Origin of the sequence: Pseudomonas sp. T1.Ur, assembly GCF_023516725.1 — a bacterium.
Classification (GTDB): domain Bacteria; phylum Pseudomonadota; class Gammaproteobacteria; order Pseudomonadales; family Pseudomonadaceae; genus Aquipseudomonas; species Aquipseudomonas alvandae.
This window is the reverse complement of record NZ_JAMGSN010000001.1, coordinates 1745281-1759671: the sequence shown is the minus strand read 5'-3', so window position 1 is coordinate 1759671 and position 14391 is coordinate 1745281. Positions and strand designations below refer to the sequence as shown.

Sequence of the window (14391 nt, the reverse complement as noted above, 5' to 3'; positions counted from 1 at the left end):
AACTCCTCACACAGCCATGGTTGTCTATTCGTTGATGCGACGGGCCAGGTTGTTGGCGCTTTCGATCAGCACCCGGCGGTAGTCGGCGTAATTGTTCTTGGCGTCGGCCCTCGGGGCGACGATGCACAGGGTCGCGATGGCCACGCCGCTGGGGTCTTTGACCGGTGCGGCGAAGCAATGGGTGAAGGTGTCGGCGACACTGTCGAAGGAGAAGAATCCATCGACGCCAGCCTGGCGGATTTCCTTGAGGAATTGCTCCAGGGGCAGGCGTTCGCCGCCTGGCAGGATGAAGTCATCGGGGTCGATCAGGTCGATGATCTGCTGGTCGCTCAAATGCGCCAGCAACAGGCGCCCGGAGGCGGTCCAGGGGATTGGCGCGTTTTCACCGATGTCCGAGGAAATGCGAAAGTGCCGCTCGCCTTCCTTCATCAGCGCGACCGTATATTTGCGCCCGTTGAGCAGGCACATCTGCGCGGTTTCCCGGGTCTGGCGGACGATGTCCTGCAAGGCCTGGTCGGCCTCGCGGCTCAGGTCGAAATGCCGCAGGTGGGCCTGGCCGAGAAAATACAACTGGCGCCCCAGGTAGACGTGGCCGTCCTTGCCCACCGGCTCGAGGATGCGCCGTTCCAGCAGCGACGCCACCAGTTCATAGACCGTGGACTTGGGGCTGCCGATGCCGCTGGCGATGTCGTTCGGGCGCAGCGGCTGGCCGATTTCCTTGAGGAAATCGAGGATATCGAACGCCCGATCCAATCCCCGGGCCCGGCGTTTGATGGTGTCTTCGGTCATTTATTGCATTCCCGTTCATTGGTCGTAGGCGCTGCCGAATCTTACGCTGCCTCTGTAGGAGCTGGCGAAGCCTGCGATCATTTGATCTTTCGCTTGAAACCCAAGCGTCAGGGGAGAGATCGCAGCCTCGCTTCGCTCGGCAGCTCCTACAGGGTTCAGGGCTTTTTCTTGTAGGCCACACAGTCGATCTCGACCTTGCAATCGACCATCATGCTCGCCTGCACACACGCCCTCGCCGGGGCGTGTTCCGGGCTGAAGTACTCGCCGAAGACCTTGTTGAAACTCCAGAAATCCCGTGGGTCTTCCAGCCAGACGCCGCAGCGCACGACGTCTTCCAGGCCATAGCCAGCCTCTTTCAGAATGGCGATCAGGTTCTTCATGGTCTGGTGGGTCTGCTCGACGATGCCGCCAACGATGATCTCGCCGTTCACCGCCGGCACCTGGCCGGACACGTGCAGCCAGCCATCGGCCTCCACGGCGCGAGCGAAGGGCCGTGGCTGTCCGCCGCCTGCGGTGCTGCCGGTGCCGTAGCGCGTAATGCTCATGGGTTATCTCCTTGTTGAAATGAGTTAAAAACGAGTGTTCTTGAGGAATTCCGCCAGGCGTGGCGATTGCGGTCGCTCGAACAATTCCTTCGGCGGCCCCTGCTCTTCGATGCGCCCCTGGTTCATGAACACGATCTTGTCGGAGACCTCGAAGGCGAAGCGCATTTCGTGGGTGACCAGCAGCATGGTCATGCCGTCCTCGGCCAGGCCCTTGATCACATTCAAAACCTCGCCGACCAGCTCCGGATCGAGCGCAGACGTCACTTCGTCAAACAGCATCAGGCTCGGGTTCATTGCAATCGCCCGGGCGATCGCCACGCGCTGTTGCTGGCCGCCGGACAACTGACCGGGAAAGTGATCGCGCCGTTCCAGCAGCCCAACCCGCTCCAGCCATTTTTCGGCCAGGGCCACGGCCTGGTCCTTGGGCAGTTTCTTGACCTTGAGCAGGCCCAGGGTGACGTTCTGCAGCGCAGTCAAATGCGGGAACAGGTTGAACTGCTGGAAGGCCATACCGGTCATGGCCCGGTGCCGGGCGATGACTTTCTCGGCGTGACGCACACGCTTGTCGCCCACCTGGTCATAGCCGATGGACTCGCCGTCGAGCATGATCTGGCCGCCTTGGAACTCTTCCAGCATGTTCACGCAACGCAGCAGCGTGGTCTTGCCCGAGCCACTGGAGCCGATCAGCGTGACCACGTTGCCGCGCTGCATGCTCAGGTCGACGCCCTTGAGCACTTCCAGCGGGCCGTATTGTTTGCGCAGGCCACGAATGTCCAGCAGCGGTTGGGTGTTGGAGAGGGAAACGTCAGTCATGGCAAGGCCACCCGCTTTTCAATGTGCCGCCCGAGCAATTCGATGGCGTAATTGATGATGAAGAAGAGAAAACCGGCGAACAGGTAGAACTCCAGGGTCATGAAGGTCCGGGCGATGATCTGCTGGGTGCTGAGCAGCAATTCGGCCACCCCGATCACCGACAGCAGGGTCGAAGCCTTGACGATCTCGGTGGAGGAATTGACCCAGGTCGGCAAAATCTGCCGCAACGCCTGGGGCAACAGCACGTAGCCCAGCGCCTGGTAGAACGTCAGGCCGATGGCCTGGCTCGCTTCCATCTGCCCACGGGGCAAGGCCTGCAAGGCACCGCGCACGATCTCGGCCACGTGGGAGCCGCAGAACAGCGTCAAGCCCAGCACGCCGGCCTGGAACGCGCCGATCTTCCAGCCCAGGGCCGGGGCCATGTAGAAGCAGGCCAGCACCAGCACGAATACCGGCGTGCCGCGAATCAAGTCGACGTAGAAACGAAACGGCGCGCGCATCCACGCCCGGCCATAAGTCAGCACCAGCCCGGCGACGAGGCCGATCAAGGTGCCCAACACAATCGCCAGCGCCGAACACTGCACGCTGGTGAGGAAGCCGGCCCACAGAGTGTCCCGGGCGACCCACAACTCATGCAACCAACTGGGGGATTCGTACATGGGAAGCTCCTAACGGCGGATCGCCAGGCGCTGCTCGAAATACCGCAGCAGCATGGCAATGAGGTAACAGGCCGCGACATACAGGGCCGTGGTCACCAGCCAGGTTTCGATCACCCGGTAGCTCTCCACGTTGATCTTGCGGGCGTAATAGGTCAGCTCCGGCACGGCAATCGCCGCCGCCAGGGAGGTGTCCTTGAACAGCGAGATGAAGTTGTTCGACAAGGCCGGCAATACGTTGCGCAGCATCACCGGCACGGTCACGTAGGCCTTGACCTGCCACTCGCCGAGGCCGATCGCCAGCCCGGCTTCGCGCTGGCCCTTGTGGATGCTCAACAGCCCACCGCGAAACACTTCGGTCAGGTACGCCCCGGCGTACAGCGAGAGCGTGATGACGAACGACGGCAGCTTGTCCAGGCGAATCCCCAGGCTCGGCAAGGCGAAGTAGATCAACAGGATCAACACCAGGATCGGCGTATTGCGGATCACCGTGACATACACCGACGCCAGCACCCGCAGGACGCGATGCTTGCTGAGCAGCGCGAACGCCATCGCCAGGCCGATCACGCAACCGATGGCGATCGACACCAGCGCCAGGGAAAGCCCCAGGCCCAGCCCCGCCAGCAAGGTGTCGAAATCGCGCCAGACGGCGGCAAAGTTCAACTGATAATTCATGGTCGGCAGCACCTTCGACGGAGCGCCCGCAAGGGGCGCCCCGGACTCACGGGGTCATTTGAATTCAACAGGGAAACCGATCGCCGGCGACGGCAGCTCGACGCCGAACCACTGCTTGAACGACGCCGCATAGGTCGGGAATTCCACGCCGGTCATGGCTTCATGCAAGGTGGTGTTGACGAAGTTCAGCCAGTCCTGGTCGCCGCGCTTGACCGCACAGGCGTAGGTTTGCGGGCTCCAGGCGTAGGCCGGGCTGCGGTAGCGCCCTGGGTTCTGCACCATCAGGTATTTGACCGAGGATTGGTCAGTGGCGGCGGCATCGGCGCGGCCGGAGTTCACCGCCTGGTACATCAGGTCGACGCTGTCGTACTGGTCGACCTTGGCCTTTGGCAATGCCTGGTGCACCAGTTCTTCGGCGTAGACGTTCTGCAACACCGCCACGGTGACGCCATCGCCGGCAGCCTTGAGGTCTTCGATTTCCTTGTACTTGCTGTTGGCCGGCAACAGCAGGCCCACCCCTTCGCGGTAGTACGGCAGGGTGAACGCCACTTGCTGGGCGCGGCTGGCGGTGACGGTGATGAACTGGCAGCTCATGTCGACCTTGTCGGTCAGCAGGTTGGGAATCCGCGCATCGGACGACTGCACCACGAACTCGACTTTCTCCGGGTCATTGAACAAGCCCTTGGCGACCATCCGCGCGATGTCGATATCGAAGCCCTGCAACTTGCCATCCGCTCCCTGGAAGTGCCACGGCGCATTGGTACTGCCCGTGCCCACGATCAATTTCCCGCGTTGCAGCACGCTGTCCAGCTTGCTGTCGGCCGCCTGGGCGACACCCATGGCAGCCGTCGTGGCCGCGAAGAGAAAAACACACGCTTTGAACAAGGAAGGTCGGCATTGCATGGCAAGCACTCCAGGGTGAGTTTATTCCGCTATACCGGAACATGGTATGTAACAACGGAATAGACAGCAGAAAGTGTGCCACAGCCTTTCGACGTGGTGGAGCGGAAATTGGAACGTCAACGAAATCAGGCAGATAGAAAAACTGCCGATGCGGGGCGAAATCATCGCGCGGTTGCGGTTGCTACCGTTGGCTACGGCTGCCGGGTAGCAAGGCCCCAGCGCGAAGCATATCGACGGCGCGATACACCCCACCGCACCAAAAGGGTCATCCCTACGTTTTTGCAACGTTAGCCCAACAGATACAGCAGATTCTTCTTTGCCAAGCCCAACAACGGCACAACCCGCCAGGGCCGCTTTGTTAGCTTATGGGCATGCAATCACGACCTGCTGCGGCAGTCTCATCACCGCTCTACGGGAGCCCGAAGGATGACCAAACCCTCCTATATTCCGCACGACACCGGGCAGTTCTACATCAATGGCCGTTGGCAGTCGCCGGCCCAAGCGACGACGCTGGCCGTGATCAATCCGGCCACCGAAGAGGTGGTCGCCGAGGTCGCCCAGGGATCGTCCGACGACGTTGACCGCGCCGTCGCGGCGGCTCGGGCGGCGATGCCGGGCTGGGCCGCGACGCCAGTGGCCGATCGCGCGAAAATCCTCGGCAAGCTCCACGAACTGATCCTCGAACACCAGGAAGCCCTGGCCCAGGTGCTCTCCCTTGAAATGGGCGCGGCGATCGGTTTTGCCCGATCCATGCACGTGCCACTGGCGGCCGAACACGTCCGGGTGGCGCGCGATGTGCTGGCCACTTATGCATTCCAAAAGATCGAGAACGGCACCGCCATCGTGCGTGAACCCATCGGGGTCTGCGGCCTGATCACGCCGTGGAACTGGCCGCTCTACCAGATCACCGCCAAGGTCGCCCCGGCGATTGCCGCCGGCTGCACCGTGGTGCTCAAGCCCAGCGAACTGTCGCCCTTGAGCGCCCTGCTTTTCGCCCAACTGGTGCACGACGCGGGCTTGCCGGCGGGCGTATTCAACCTGGTCAACGGCGGCGGTGCCGAGGTCGGCGCGGCCATGGCGGCGCATCCCGGCATCGACATGATCTCCATCACCGGTTCCAACCGCGCGGGCGCCCTGGTCGCCCAAGCCGCGGCCCCGACGGTCAAGCGCGTCACCCAGGAGCTGGGCGGCAAGTCACCGAACGTGTTCTTGCCCGACGCCGACTTCGCCAAGGCCGTGCCGCCAGGCGTGATGTCGGCGTTGCGCAATGTCGGCCAGTCTTGCAGCGCTCCGACGCGGATGATCGTACCGAGAAACCGCCTGGCGGAAGTCGAGGCACTGGCGGCGACCACGGCCAATGCGATCGTTGTCGGCGACCCACGGTCGGAAGACACCGTGCTCGGCCCGATCGCCAACGAGGCTCAGTTCAAGCGGGTGCAGGCGATGATCGAAGCGGGCCTCGCGGAGGGCGCCAAGTTGATTTGCGGCGGGCCAGGCCGCGTGGACGGCTTCGCCAAAGGCTTCTACACCCGGCCGACGGTGTTCTCGCACGTCGACAACGGCATGCGCATCGCCCAGGAAGAAATCTTCGGCCCCGTGCTGTGCATCATCCCGTACGACACCCTGGACGAAGCCGTCGCCATCGCCAACGACACCGTCTACGGCCTGGGCGCCCACGTCCAGGGCCAGGACCTTGACCAGGCACGCGCCGTCGCCGCGCGCATCCGCGCCGGGCAAGTGCTGCTCAATTACCCGGCCTGGAACCCCATGGCCCCGTTCGGCGGATACAAGCGCTCGGGCAATGGGCGTGAATATGGGGTCCATGGGTTCGAGGAATATCTGGAGATCAAGGCGATTGTCGGGTTCGAGTAAACGCCCTACTCCTCCGACCGCCCCCTGCCCTCGCGATCACCCTGATACCGCCGCGCCAACGCAAATGCCGGTAGCCAGGACTCTCGGCGCACGGTCCAGCATTCGTAAGTGGGTGTCAGTTGATCAGGGGCGTCGAGCGCGCCGAGGTGCACTTCGATCTCATCGTCGCTGCGGGCGAACAGTGACGAGCCGCAGTGGGGGCAGAAAAAGCGTCCGGCGTAGTCCCGGGTTTCGCCCGTAACAGTCACCGCGTCCCGGGGGAACACGGCCGCCGCGAAAAACACTGCGCCATGGTGCTTGCGGCAATCCAGGCAGTGGCAAAGGCCGACCCGGTAAGGGCGGCCGGAGGCTTCAAGGCGAACGTTGCCGCACAGGCAACCGCCGGTGAATCGGTCCATCGCTGCTCTCCTCTGGTCAAGAAAAATGTCATGGCGCATGCCGATCAAGGATAGGCGCATGTTGCGCCATCAACTCCACCACCCAATCGATGAACACCCGCAGCTTGGCACTGATATGCCGGTTCGGCGGGTAAGCCACGTACATCGGCATCGACTCCAGGCGCCAGTCTTCGAACAACGGCACCAATGTCCCCTGCGCCTGGTGGATCCGCGACATGTAGGTGGGCAACCAGAGCACGCCGAGCCCCGCCAGGCCGGCGGCGAGGTAGGCGTTGCCATCGTCGATTGCCAGGGCGTAGCGCCCCTTGATGTGCAGGTGCTCGTCCTGTCTGTGCATGGCATAGGGCAAGGCTTTGCCGGTGCGTGCCCAGAGGAAACCGACGACGCGATGTGGGGAATCCTCCAGCTCGCGCGGATGCGCCGGGGTGCCCAAGCGCGCCAGGTAGCTCGGCGCGGCGAAGACGCCCAGGGCCAGGTCGCCGACACGCCGGGCGATCAGCGATTGGTCCGTCAGCTCGCCGCCGCGAACCACGCAGTCGACGTTCTCATCGATCATGTCGACGATGCGGTCGCTGACGCCCATGTCGATCTGAATGTCCGGGTAACGCTCATAGAATGCCGGCAACGCCGGGATCAGGATCAGCGCCGCCAGTGGGCTCGGCACATCGACCCGCAGTCGGCCGCGCGGCGACGCCTGGGCGCCGGACAGGCTGGTCTCGGCGTCGTCCATGTCGGCCAGCAGGCGTATCGCCCGCTCGTAGAAAACCGCGCCGTCCGCCGTGACGTTGACCTTGCGCGTCGTGCGGTTGAGCAATTTCACCCGCAGCCGTGCTTCGAGCTGTTGCACCAACTGGGTCACGGTGGTCTTGCTCATGTGCAGCGTCTCGGCGGCCTTGGTGAAACTGCCCGCCTCCACGACACGCACGAACGCTTGCATCGCGTCGAAACGATCCATTCTTTGCCTCGGATTGTTTGGTTTCTACAAACAGTGATCGCCAAGGTTGCTCGTTTATCGCCCGGGCACAAGCCCCTAGAGTGACTTCATCGTTGAGTTCCGGCCGCTTTCGGCCATTGATGGAGAGATCCCCATGACCACCCGTGACGTCGTTTTCCCACCCGGACGCCAGGCGCTTTACGAGCGCAACCGTTATTCACCGGCTGTTCGCTCCAACGGTTTGCTGTTCGTCTCCGGACAGGTCGGCAGCCGCGAGGACGGCTCGCCCGAGCCGGTGCTGGAAGATCAGGTGCGCCGCGCCTTCACCAACCTGAACGCGATCCTCGCAGCCGCCGATTGCAGCTTTGACGATGTGATTGACGTTACCGTCTTCATGGTCGATCCCGAGTCGATCTTCGAACGGGTCTGGAGCGTCGTGCCCGAATTCTGGGGCAACGCGCCGCACCCGACGGTGACGGCGGTGGGCGTGACGTGGCTGTATGGCTTCCAGTTCGAGATCAAGGTAGTTGCCAGGCTGCCTGGACCCTCCCTGTAGCATCTGGCGTGTGGAGAGTCAGCGGTGAGTGTGTTGGCTGACCCTCAGCCATCGCGAGCAAGCTCGCTCCCACATTTGATGGGGGTAACTTCGATTTTTCTGCCAGTACGGATCCCTGTGGGAGCGAGCTTGCTCCGGGCGGCGATCCGACGATGGCTGAGGGTCAGCCTGCATGGTTTTTACTGCCGACCGCAGGCTACCCTCGCACCGCCGCCTCGATTGCCGCGATGTCGATCTTGGTCATCGTCATCATGGCCTCGAAGGCGCGCTTGGCGGCGGCTTTGTCGGCGCTGGTGACCGCATCCACCAGCACCCGCGGGCTGATCTGCCACGACACGCCCCACTTGTCCTTGCACCAGCCGCAGGCACTCGCCTGGCCGCCGTTGTCGATGATCGCGTTCCACAAGCGGTCGGTCTCGGCCTGGTCGTCGGTTGCGATCTGGAACGAAAACGCCTCGCTGTGCTTGAACATCGCCCCGCCATTCAAGCCGATGCAAGGGATGCCGATCACCGTGAAATCCACCGTGATCACATCGCCCTGGCTGCCCGACGGGTAGTCGCCCGGCGCGTGGTGGATGGCGTTCACCGCGCTGTCGGGAAAGGTTCTTGCGTAAAATTCCGCGGCCTCTTGCGCAGTGCCGTCGTACCAGAGGCAGATCCTGTTCTTGTTGTTCATGCGGACTCTCCGAAAGGGACTGGACCGTGAAGTCTAGCAGCCCCTCCGCAAGTGAATGGACTCAGGTGAACAGATCGACGCCCAACTGGAACGCCACCCACAACGCCAGGCCGGTCGCAAACACCAGCGCAACGTTCTCGAACAGGTTGTTGCGGTACTCCTTGCCCAGCAGCGATTTCTGGTTGGACATGATCAGCAGGCCCAGGGAGATCACCGGCAGGCCAACGATGTTCAGCGCATTGACACCGATGGTCAGGGTCACGAAGTCCGGCATGCCCGGCAACGACCAGACCAACGGCGTGACGAGGATGAACAGCATGAACCACTTGTGCATCGGGTCGCGGTGGAATTCCTTGCCATAGCGCTCGCGACGCTCGGGTCGCACGTGCTGGAAGGCGTCGGTGATCAACATCGGGAACGCCGTGGTCTTGCCGGAAATGCTGGCGAACAGCGTGGCGAAGACGCCGATGAAGAACACGTACCAACCGATCGAGCCAAAGAACATTTCCAAGGCCTTGCCCAGGTCGCCCAGGGTCTTCACCTCGATGCCATTGGGCCGCAGGATCTCCGCGCCGACGATCCAGATCGCCAGGTTGATGACGATCCCGACGAACACCGCAAACAGCAGGTCGTTGCGCTGGATACGCTTGTGCTCCGGCCCGACCCAACCTTTCTGGCGCATGACATACGGGTGGACGAAGTTGGCGATGGAACCCGCCACCGCACCGATCACCGAGACTGCCACGAGCAGCGCACCGTGCACGCCTTCATCGGGCGGAATGCTGAAGCCGATGGTGCCTTTGACGATCCCGGCGACATCCGGGCCGGACATGACCGCCAGGGCCAGGAACGCCAGCGTCATGATCGCCAGCAGGGCCTTCATCACGCCTTCGATCATCGAGTAGATATTGCGCCCGACGAGCATCCACACCGCCAGCACCACCGCCACCGAACACAGCAGCGGATAGTCGACCTTGAGCAACATCGCCAGGGCCTCGCCGGCGCCCTTGATCATGTAGGCGTTCATCAAATGGCCCATGAGCAGCGCGTACACCAGCAGGAACCAGGCGAAGAACGGATTGAGCTGGGCGTAGCCCTGGAGGATGGTCATGCCTTGGTTATTGCAGAGCTGGAAGCGCGCGATGATGTTGACGATCAAATATCGCAACAGCAGGGACACTGCCAGCACCCACATCATGGCGTAGCCGTAGTTCGCGCCAGCCACGGAAGAAGTGATGAGGTCGCCGGCGCCCAGCCAGGACAGCACCGCGATGATGCCGGGGCCTAGAAGCTTCAGCAGTCGCACGAAACGGCTTTGCGCAGGGGCCACTGCCTGGCCCTCGGCGGAAGGAATGCTCGACATGGATGGAGTCTCCGTTATTTTTTTTGTGAGAAACGGAAACAGTCGACCACATTACGTACGACGTCGTACAACCAAAATTAAGCTGTAATTATGTGAAAATGTTTCACGCACGGATGTCGAATTGATGGCGCGACAGGCACCCTTTGTCACGGCGCACTCCCTCGCTCGCCGTTATTGATCATCCAGCGAATCATGCTCGCCAACGGCACCCGATAGTGCTGGGCTGCAGATTGACCGACCTCCTGCGGGTCGTACCATTCGACGTAGCGGCTGAGCAGCACATGGCGGCCATCCTCGGCCAACCGCAACTCCATTTCGCGGCAATGCAACGTACCTTGGTCGAGGCTTTTTACCCGCCGGTGCAGGACCAGCGCCTGGCTATTCATTCGCGGCACCCTCTTCCCCACAACGCGGCGCGTCCTGGACGGAACCCAATTTCCCCTGGGCGACGAAATCGGCACGCCGCTGGGCGATGGCGTCGCGAAGCGCCACGTAGTAATCAGGCTGGGCCTGCAGTTTGTCGGTGAGCGGCAACGCCTCCGCACGGCCATCGACGACGCCCCCCACGGTCTTGATGGTGCCCAGGGTTTCGACGGTATCGCTGTTGTCGCCGAACGGATCGACAGCAAAACTCACCACTTTCCCGGTCGCGTCCCTCAGGTTGGCGGTGCCCAGCAACGGCAGCTCGACGATCGGTCCGGGAGCGATGTCCCAGACGCCAAAGGTCTGGCCGAAATCGGACTCGTGGCGCTCGATGCCCAGCTTGCCCGACACATCGATCAGACCGACTACGCCCACGGTGGTGTTAATGACGAAGCGACCCAGCGTGTTGACCGAACGTTGCCCGTTGCCTTGCAGCAAATCGTTGATGAATACCTTGGGCTCGCCGAAGTTGGCGACGAAGTTGTGCACCCCTGCCTGGAACATGTCCGGCAGTTTGCGATAGCCACGGGCGATGGGGGCCAGGGCGTAATCGTCGACGGTGCGGTTGAAGACGAAAATGCCGCGGTTCACCGGCTCGGCTGGATCATGAACGGCGAAGGGCACGCTCTCGCAACTGCCCGGCGTGGCAGTGGGGGTGCTGGTGCAACCGCTGGCGAGTGCCGCCAGCGCGACGATGACGGTGGATCGGACAAGCAACGGCGCGGGTTTGGTGATCGGCATGCGGGGCTATCTCGGGGAGGAATGGGGACGATACCAATCAGCCAATGACGCGGTTCCTGTGGCGAGGGGATTTATCCCCGCTGGGTTGCGAAGCGACCCCAAAACCAGGCACCACGGTACGTCTGGTTCATTGAGTCAACAGCTTTGGGGCTGCTTCGCAACCCAGCGGGGATAAATCCCCTCGCCACGGGTTCCGTTTGCCATCGTCTAACCAACTGGAATCGACCCCATCCTGCCGCCGTTTTCTTGCCCGCAGATTTCCGGAATATTGCCCGCCGGCAGCTTTGTTTCCGGATTGAAATATATGACGCAAGCCCCGGATTGCCCCTAGTATTCCATCCCGTATTCACTGCCCGACGTGACCCCCGTGAGCCATTTACTCCTGGTGGACGATGACCTCGAAGTCCTCGCCCTCCTGCGCAAATTCCTCGAACAACATGGCTATAGCGTCGAAGTCGCCGCCGACGGCAAAGCCCTGTGGCAAGCGGTGGAACGCCGGCAGCCGGACCTGATCATCCTCGACGTGATGCTGCCGGGCGACAACGGACTGGTGCTCTGCCAGCGCCTGCGCACCGAGCACCGGGTCGGGATCATCATGCTCACCGCCATGGGCGAGTTGAGCGACCGGGTCGTCGGCCTGGAAATGGGCGCCGACGACTACCTGACCAAACCCTTCGACGCCCGTGAGTTGCTGGCCCGGGTGCGCGCCGTCCTCCGGCGCACCGGTGAAGCCAGGGGCGCCGTGGGCGACTTGACCCGCCCGGTCCTGGAATTCGACGGCTGGCAACTGGACGTCACCCGCCGCGAGTTGCGCTCCCCCGACAAGGTCATGATTCCCTTGTCCAGCGGCGAGTTCGAACTGCTGCTGGTCTTCGTCGAACATCCACGTCGGGTGCTCAGCCGCCAGCAACTGCTGGACCTGGCCCGCGGCGAAACCTTCGATGCGTTCGACCGCAGCATCGACGTGCAGGTCAGCCGACTGCGTCGCAAGCTGGAGACCGACGTCACGGGCCCGTCGATGATCCGCACCGTCCGCAACAGCGGCTACTTGTTCAGCCCCCACGTGGTGAAGCGATGACAGCGGGCGGCACGAAGGTGCCTCGACCACGGGACACCGTGGCGCGGTGGATCGCCTTGACCACGATGGTGGCGATGCTGACGTTGCTGGCCCTCAACGAATTGTTCGGGGTATTGGCCGGTGCCTGGGCACGCCCTCCCCTGATGGAAACCGGCCTGATGGACAAGGCCGCGGCAATCACGCGCATCATCGATTCCGCCGCCCCCGGGCAACGTCACGACATCGCCAAGACCGCCAGCGACCCGGGGCTCAGCGTGCAATGGTTGCAGCGCTATGAGGACGCGCGGTTGCCAGTCATCGGGGACCCTGAGTTCAGTGAAGGCTCGGTTTTCCTGCGCCGGCAATTGAACAGGCCCGACGCCCGAATCGAAGCCTATGAGCCGGACGATTGGCCAACCAAGGATAGTCCTGACAGGCGCTACGCGGTGATCATCGAGCTGACCGACCACACCTGGGTCATATTCTCGGTGTCATCCCGCAGTTGGGGCCTGGGGGAATGGCAACGCAACCTGATCATCATCGCGCTGATCCTGCTCTCAACCTTGATCGTCGCCCTGATCGCCACACGACACCTGGCGACCCCCCTGGAGCACTTTGCCGAGGGCGCCCGGCGCTTCGGCGTGGATTTCCGGGCGCCGCCGATCCCAGTCGTGGGCCCCTATGAAATACGCCAGGCGATCCTCGCGTTCAACGCCATGCAGGCCCAGCTCAAGCACTTCGTCCAGGACCGCACGCAAATGCTCGCCGCCATCTCCCACGACCTGCGGGCACCGTTGACCCGCATGCGCCTGCGCGGGGAATTCATCGAGGACGCCGACCAGCAATCGAAGCTGTTCAGGGACGTCGACGAGATGCAGGCGATGGTCAATGCCGCACTGGAATTCTTCCGCGACGAAGCGCGCCTGGAACACGCCACGGCATTCGATCTGGCTGAGCTGCTGCACACCGTCGTCGATGACTTCAGGGACGCCGGCACCGAAGTGTCGTTCGAAGGCGCGCAGCGTTTTGTCTATGTCGGCCGGCCCATCGGGATCAAGCGTGCGCTGACCAACCTGATCGACAACGCGGTCAAATATGGCAGCGAGCCCGGCGTTCGTTTGAAGGCCTTCGCCGATTGCGTCGAGATCCGCATCGTCGACCGCGGGCCGGGCATTGCGCCTCACTATCAAGAGCAGGTGTTCGCGCCGTTCTTCCGCGTCGAGGGCTCGCGCAACAAGCATACCGGCGGTGTCGGCCTGGGCCTGTCGGCCGCGCGGGCGACGGTACTGGAGCATGGCGGGACACTGGTGCTCAGCAATCGTCGTGATGGCGGCCTGGAAGCCAGGGTCTCGCTGCCGCTCAATTGACCCCGGCGAGGCGCGCTGAACAACGATGCCCTAAACCCCACGCGATTTCGGTAGGATGTGCGGCCTTTTGACCTGGCCCCTGTTTCGTGGAATTGCCCCGATGATCCTGATCGTTTACGCCCATCCCTACCCCGACCAGTCGCGGGTCAACCAGCAGATGCTCCAGCGTGCGTCGGCCCATCCGGACGTGGTCATACGGTCGCTCTACGCGCTCTACCCGGACTTCGCCATCGACGTCGAGGCGGAACAGCGCGCCGTCGAACAGGCGGATCTGATCGTCCTCCAGCACCCGATGTACTGGTACAGCATGCCGCCGCTGCTGAAATTGTGGATCGACAAGGTGTTCACCCACGGCTGGGCCTACGGCAAAGGCGCCACGGCCCTCAACGGCAAGCGCATGCTGTGGGCCGTGACCACGGGTGGCGAGCGGGAGCATTTCCAGATCGGCGCGTACCCGGACTTCTCAGCGCTGGCCCAGCCACTCCACGCCACGGCGCTTTACTGCCACATGCGCTGGCTGGAGCCGGTCGTCGTGCACGGCGCATATGCCGCCGAGTCCGAAGCCCAACGCGCACAAATCGAACACTACGGCGCACGCCTGGCCGGCTGGAAGGAAGACTGAG

17 protein-coding genes are annotated in these 14391 nt (G+C 62.9%); 5 read left to right on the top strand and 12 right to left on the bottom strand.

Annotation, left to right across the window (positions count from 1 at the left end; all coding sequences use genetic code 11):
* Positions 1-24: 24 nt before the first annotated feature.
* The 6 genes from M8Q45_RS08210 to M8Q45_RS08185 form a co-directional block, all read right to left on the bottom strand.
* Positions 25-789 carry an IclR family transcriptional regulator gene (locus M8Q45_RS08210; RefSeq protein ID WP_249874260.1) on the bottom strand — a complete coding sequence of 255 codons (765 nt, stop codon included), beginning with the start codon at positions 787-789 and terminating at the stop codon, positions 25-27.
* 155 nt (positions 790-944) lie between these two features.
* Positions 945-1334 carry a RidA family protein gene (locus M8Q45_RS08205; RefSeq protein ID WP_249874259.1) on the bottom strand — a complete coding sequence of 130 codons (390 nt, stop codon included), beginning with the start codon at positions 1332-1334 and terminating at the stop codon, positions 945-947.
* 24 nt (positions 1335-1358) lie between these two features.
* Positions 1359-2147, bottom strand: a complete 789-nt coding sequence (locus M8Q45_RS08200) for an amino acid ABC transporter ATP-binding protein (protein WP_249874258.1) — start codon at positions 2145-2147, stop codon at positions 1359-1361.
* The gene (locus M8Q45_RS08195; protein WP_249874257.1) at positions 2144-2806 is read right to left on the bottom strand and encodes an amino acid ABC transporter permease; all 663 of its coding nucleotides are present in this window, start codon (positions 2804-2806) and stop codon (positions 2144-2146) included. The genes M8Q45_RS08200 and M8Q45_RS08195 overlap by 4 nt, the downstream gene beginning before the upstream one ends.
* 9 nt (positions 2807-2815) lie before the next feature.
* Complete coding sequence (locus M8Q45_RS08190; RefSeq protein ID WP_014338685.1) at positions 2816-3478, bottom strand: amino acid ABC transporter permease; 663 nt, start codon at positions 3476-3478, stop codon at positions 2816-2818.
* 54 nt (positions 3479-3532) lie between these two features.
* Positions 3533-4381: a transporter substrate-binding protein gene (locus M8Q45_RS08185; protein ID WP_249874256.1), complete on the bottom strand. Its 849-nt coding sequence runs from the start codon at positions 4379-4381 to the stop codon at positions 3533-3535.
* A gap of 426 nt (positions 4382-4807) precedes the next feature.
* Here M8Q45_RS08185 and M8Q45_RS08180 point away from each other — a divergent pair, with 426 nt between their 5' ends.
* Complete coding sequence (locus M8Q45_RS08180; RefSeq protein WP_249874255.1) at positions 4808-6253, top strand: aldehyde dehydrogenase family protein; 1446 nt, start codon at positions 4808-4810, stop codon at positions 6251-6253.
* 5 nt (positions 6254-6258) lie between these two features.
* Here M8Q45_RS08180 and M8Q45_RS08175 read toward each other — a convergent pair whose 3' ends face one another.
* Together M8Q45_RS08175 and M8Q45_RS08170 are read right to left on the bottom strand one after the other, a co-directional pair.
* Positions 6259-6651, bottom strand: coding sequence for a GFA family protein (locus tag M8Q45_RS08175; RefSeq protein WP_249874254.1), 393 nt, complete (start codon positions 6649-6651; stop codon positions 6259-6261).
* Between the two features lie 28 nt (positions 6652-6679).
* On the bottom strand, positions 6680-7606 hold the full coding sequence (locus M8Q45_RS08170; protein WP_249874253.1) for a LysR family transcriptional regulator: 927 nt from the start codon (positions 7604-7606) through the stop codon (positions 6680-6682).
* 133 nt (positions 7607-7739) lie between these two features.
* Between M8Q45_RS08170 and M8Q45_RS08165 the strand changes: the two genes are divergently transcribed.
* A complete protein-coding gene (locus M8Q45_RS08165; protein WP_249874252.1) occupies positions 7740-8141 on the top strand; it encodes a RidA family protein in 402 nt (133 codons plus the stop codon).
* A 196-nt stretch (positions 8142-8337) separates the two neighbouring features.
* Here M8Q45_RS08165 and M8Q45_RS08160 read toward each other — a convergent pair whose 3' ends face one another.
* The 4 genes from M8Q45_RS08160 to M8Q45_RS08145 form a co-directional block, all read right to left on the bottom strand.
* Positions 8338-8817 (bottom strand): VOC family protein, encoded by a 480-nt coding sequence (locus M8Q45_RS08160; RefSeq protein WP_249874251.1) that lies wholly within the window; start codon positions 8815-8817, stop codon positions 8338-8340.
* Positions 8818-8878: 61 nt separating this feature from the next.
* Positions 8879-10180: an Nramp family divalent metal transporter gene (locus M8Q45_RS08155; protein WP_249874250.1), complete on the bottom strand. Its 1302-nt coding sequence runs from the start codon at positions 10178-10180 to the stop codon at positions 8879-8881.
* 146 nt (positions 10181-10326) lie between these two features.
* A complete protein-coding gene (locus M8Q45_RS08150) occupies positions 10327-10566 on the bottom strand; it encodes a hypothetical protein (protein WP_249874249.1) in 240 nt (79 codons plus the stop codon).
* A complete protein-coding gene (locus M8Q45_RS08145) occupies positions 10559-11344 on the bottom strand; it encodes an MlaA family lipoprotein (protein WP_249874248.1) in 786 nt (261 codons plus the stop codon). The genes M8Q45_RS08150 and M8Q45_RS08145 overlap by 8 nt, the downstream gene beginning before the upstream one ends.
* Positions 11345-11711: 367 nt before the next feature.
* Here M8Q45_RS08145 and M8Q45_RS08140 point away from each other — a divergent pair, with 367 nt between their 5' ends.
* The 3 genes from M8Q45_RS08140 (at position 11712) to kefF (ending at position 14390) form a co-directional block, all read left to right on the top strand.
* Positions 11712-12422, top strand: coding sequence for a response regulator (locus tag M8Q45_RS08140; RefSeq protein WP_249874247.1), 711 nt, complete (start codon positions 11712-11714; stop codon positions 12420-12422).
* 65 nt (positions 12423-12487) lie between these two features.
* Positions 12488-13768, top strand: a complete 1281-nt coding sequence (locus tag M8Q45_RS08135; protein ID WP_249877290.1) for a sensor histidine kinase — start codon at positions 12488-12490, stop codon at positions 13766-13768.
* A gap of 100 nt (positions 13769-13868) precedes the next feature.
* Positions 13869-14390 carry a glutathione-regulated potassium-efflux system oxidoreductase KefF gene (kefF, locus tag M8Q45_RS08130; RefSeq protein WP_249874246.1) on the top strand — a complete coding sequence of 174 codons (522 nt, stop codon included), beginning with the start codon at positions 13869-13871 and terminating at the stop codon, positions 14388-14390.
* Position 14391 lies beyond the last annotated feature (1 nt).

Coding starts and splice junctions, on each gene's coding strand:
- M8Q45_RS08210 (WP_249874260.1), bottom strand. CDS start 789: ATGACCGAAGACACCATCAAACGCCGGGCCCGGGGATTGGATCGGGCG.
- M8Q45_RS08205 (WP_249874259.1), bottom strand. CDS start 1,334: ATGAGCATTACGCGCTACGGCACCGGCAGCACCGCAGGCGGCGGACAG.
- M8Q45_RS08200 (WP_249874258.1), bottom strand. CDS start 2,147: ATGACTGACGTTTCCCTCTCCAACACCCAACCGCTGCTGGACATTCGT.
- M8Q45_RS08195 (WP_249874257.1), bottom strand. CDS start 2,806: ATGTACGAATCCCCCAGTTGGTTGCATGAGTTGTGGGTCGCCCGGGAC.
- M8Q45_RS08190 (WP_014338685.1), bottom strand. CDS start 3,478: ATGAATTATCAGTTGAACTTTGCCGCCGTCTGGCGCGATTTCGACACC.
- M8Q45_RS08185 (WP_249874256.1), bottom strand. CDS start 4,381: ATGCAATGCCGACCTTCCTTGTTCAAAGCGTGTGTTTTTCTCTTCGCG.
- M8Q45_RS08180 (WP_249874255.1), top strand. CDS start 4,808: ATGACCAAACCCTCCTATATTCCGCACGACACCGGGCAGTTCTACATC.
- M8Q45_RS08175 (WP_249874254.1), bottom strand. CDS start 6,651: ATGGACCGATTCACCGGCGGTTGCCTGTGCGGCAACGTTCGCCTTGAA.
- M8Q45_RS08170 (WP_249874253.1), bottom strand. CDS start 7,606: ATGGATCGTTTCGACGCGATGCAAGCGTTCGTGCGTGTCGTGGAGGCG.
- M8Q45_RS08165 (WP_249874252.1), top strand. CDS start 7,740: ATGACCACCCGTGACGTCGTTTTCCCACCCGGACGCCAGGCGCTTTAC.
- M8Q45_RS08160 (WP_249874251.1), bottom strand. CDS start 8,817: ATGAACAACAAGAACAGGATCTGCCTCTGGTACGACGGCACTGCGCAA.
- M8Q45_RS08155 (WP_249874250.1), bottom strand. CDS start 10,180: ATGTCGAGCATTCCTTCCGCCGAGGGCCAGGCAGTGGCCCCTGCGCAA.
- M8Q45_RS08150 (WP_249874249.1), bottom strand. CDS start 10,566: ATGAATAGCCAGGCGCTGGTCCTGCACCGGCGGGTAAAAAGCCTCGAC.
- M8Q45_RS08145 (WP_249874248.1), bottom strand. CDS start 11,344: ATGCCGATCACCAAACCCGCGCCGTTGCTTGTCCGATCCACCGTCATC.
- M8Q45_RS08135 (WP_249877290.1), top strand. CDS start 12,488: ATGGTGGCGATGCTGACGTTGCTGGCCCTCAACGAATTGTTCGGGGTA.
- kefF (WP_249874246.1), top strand. CDS start 13,869: ATGATCCTGATCGTTTACGCCCATCCCTACCCCGACCAGTCGCGGGTC.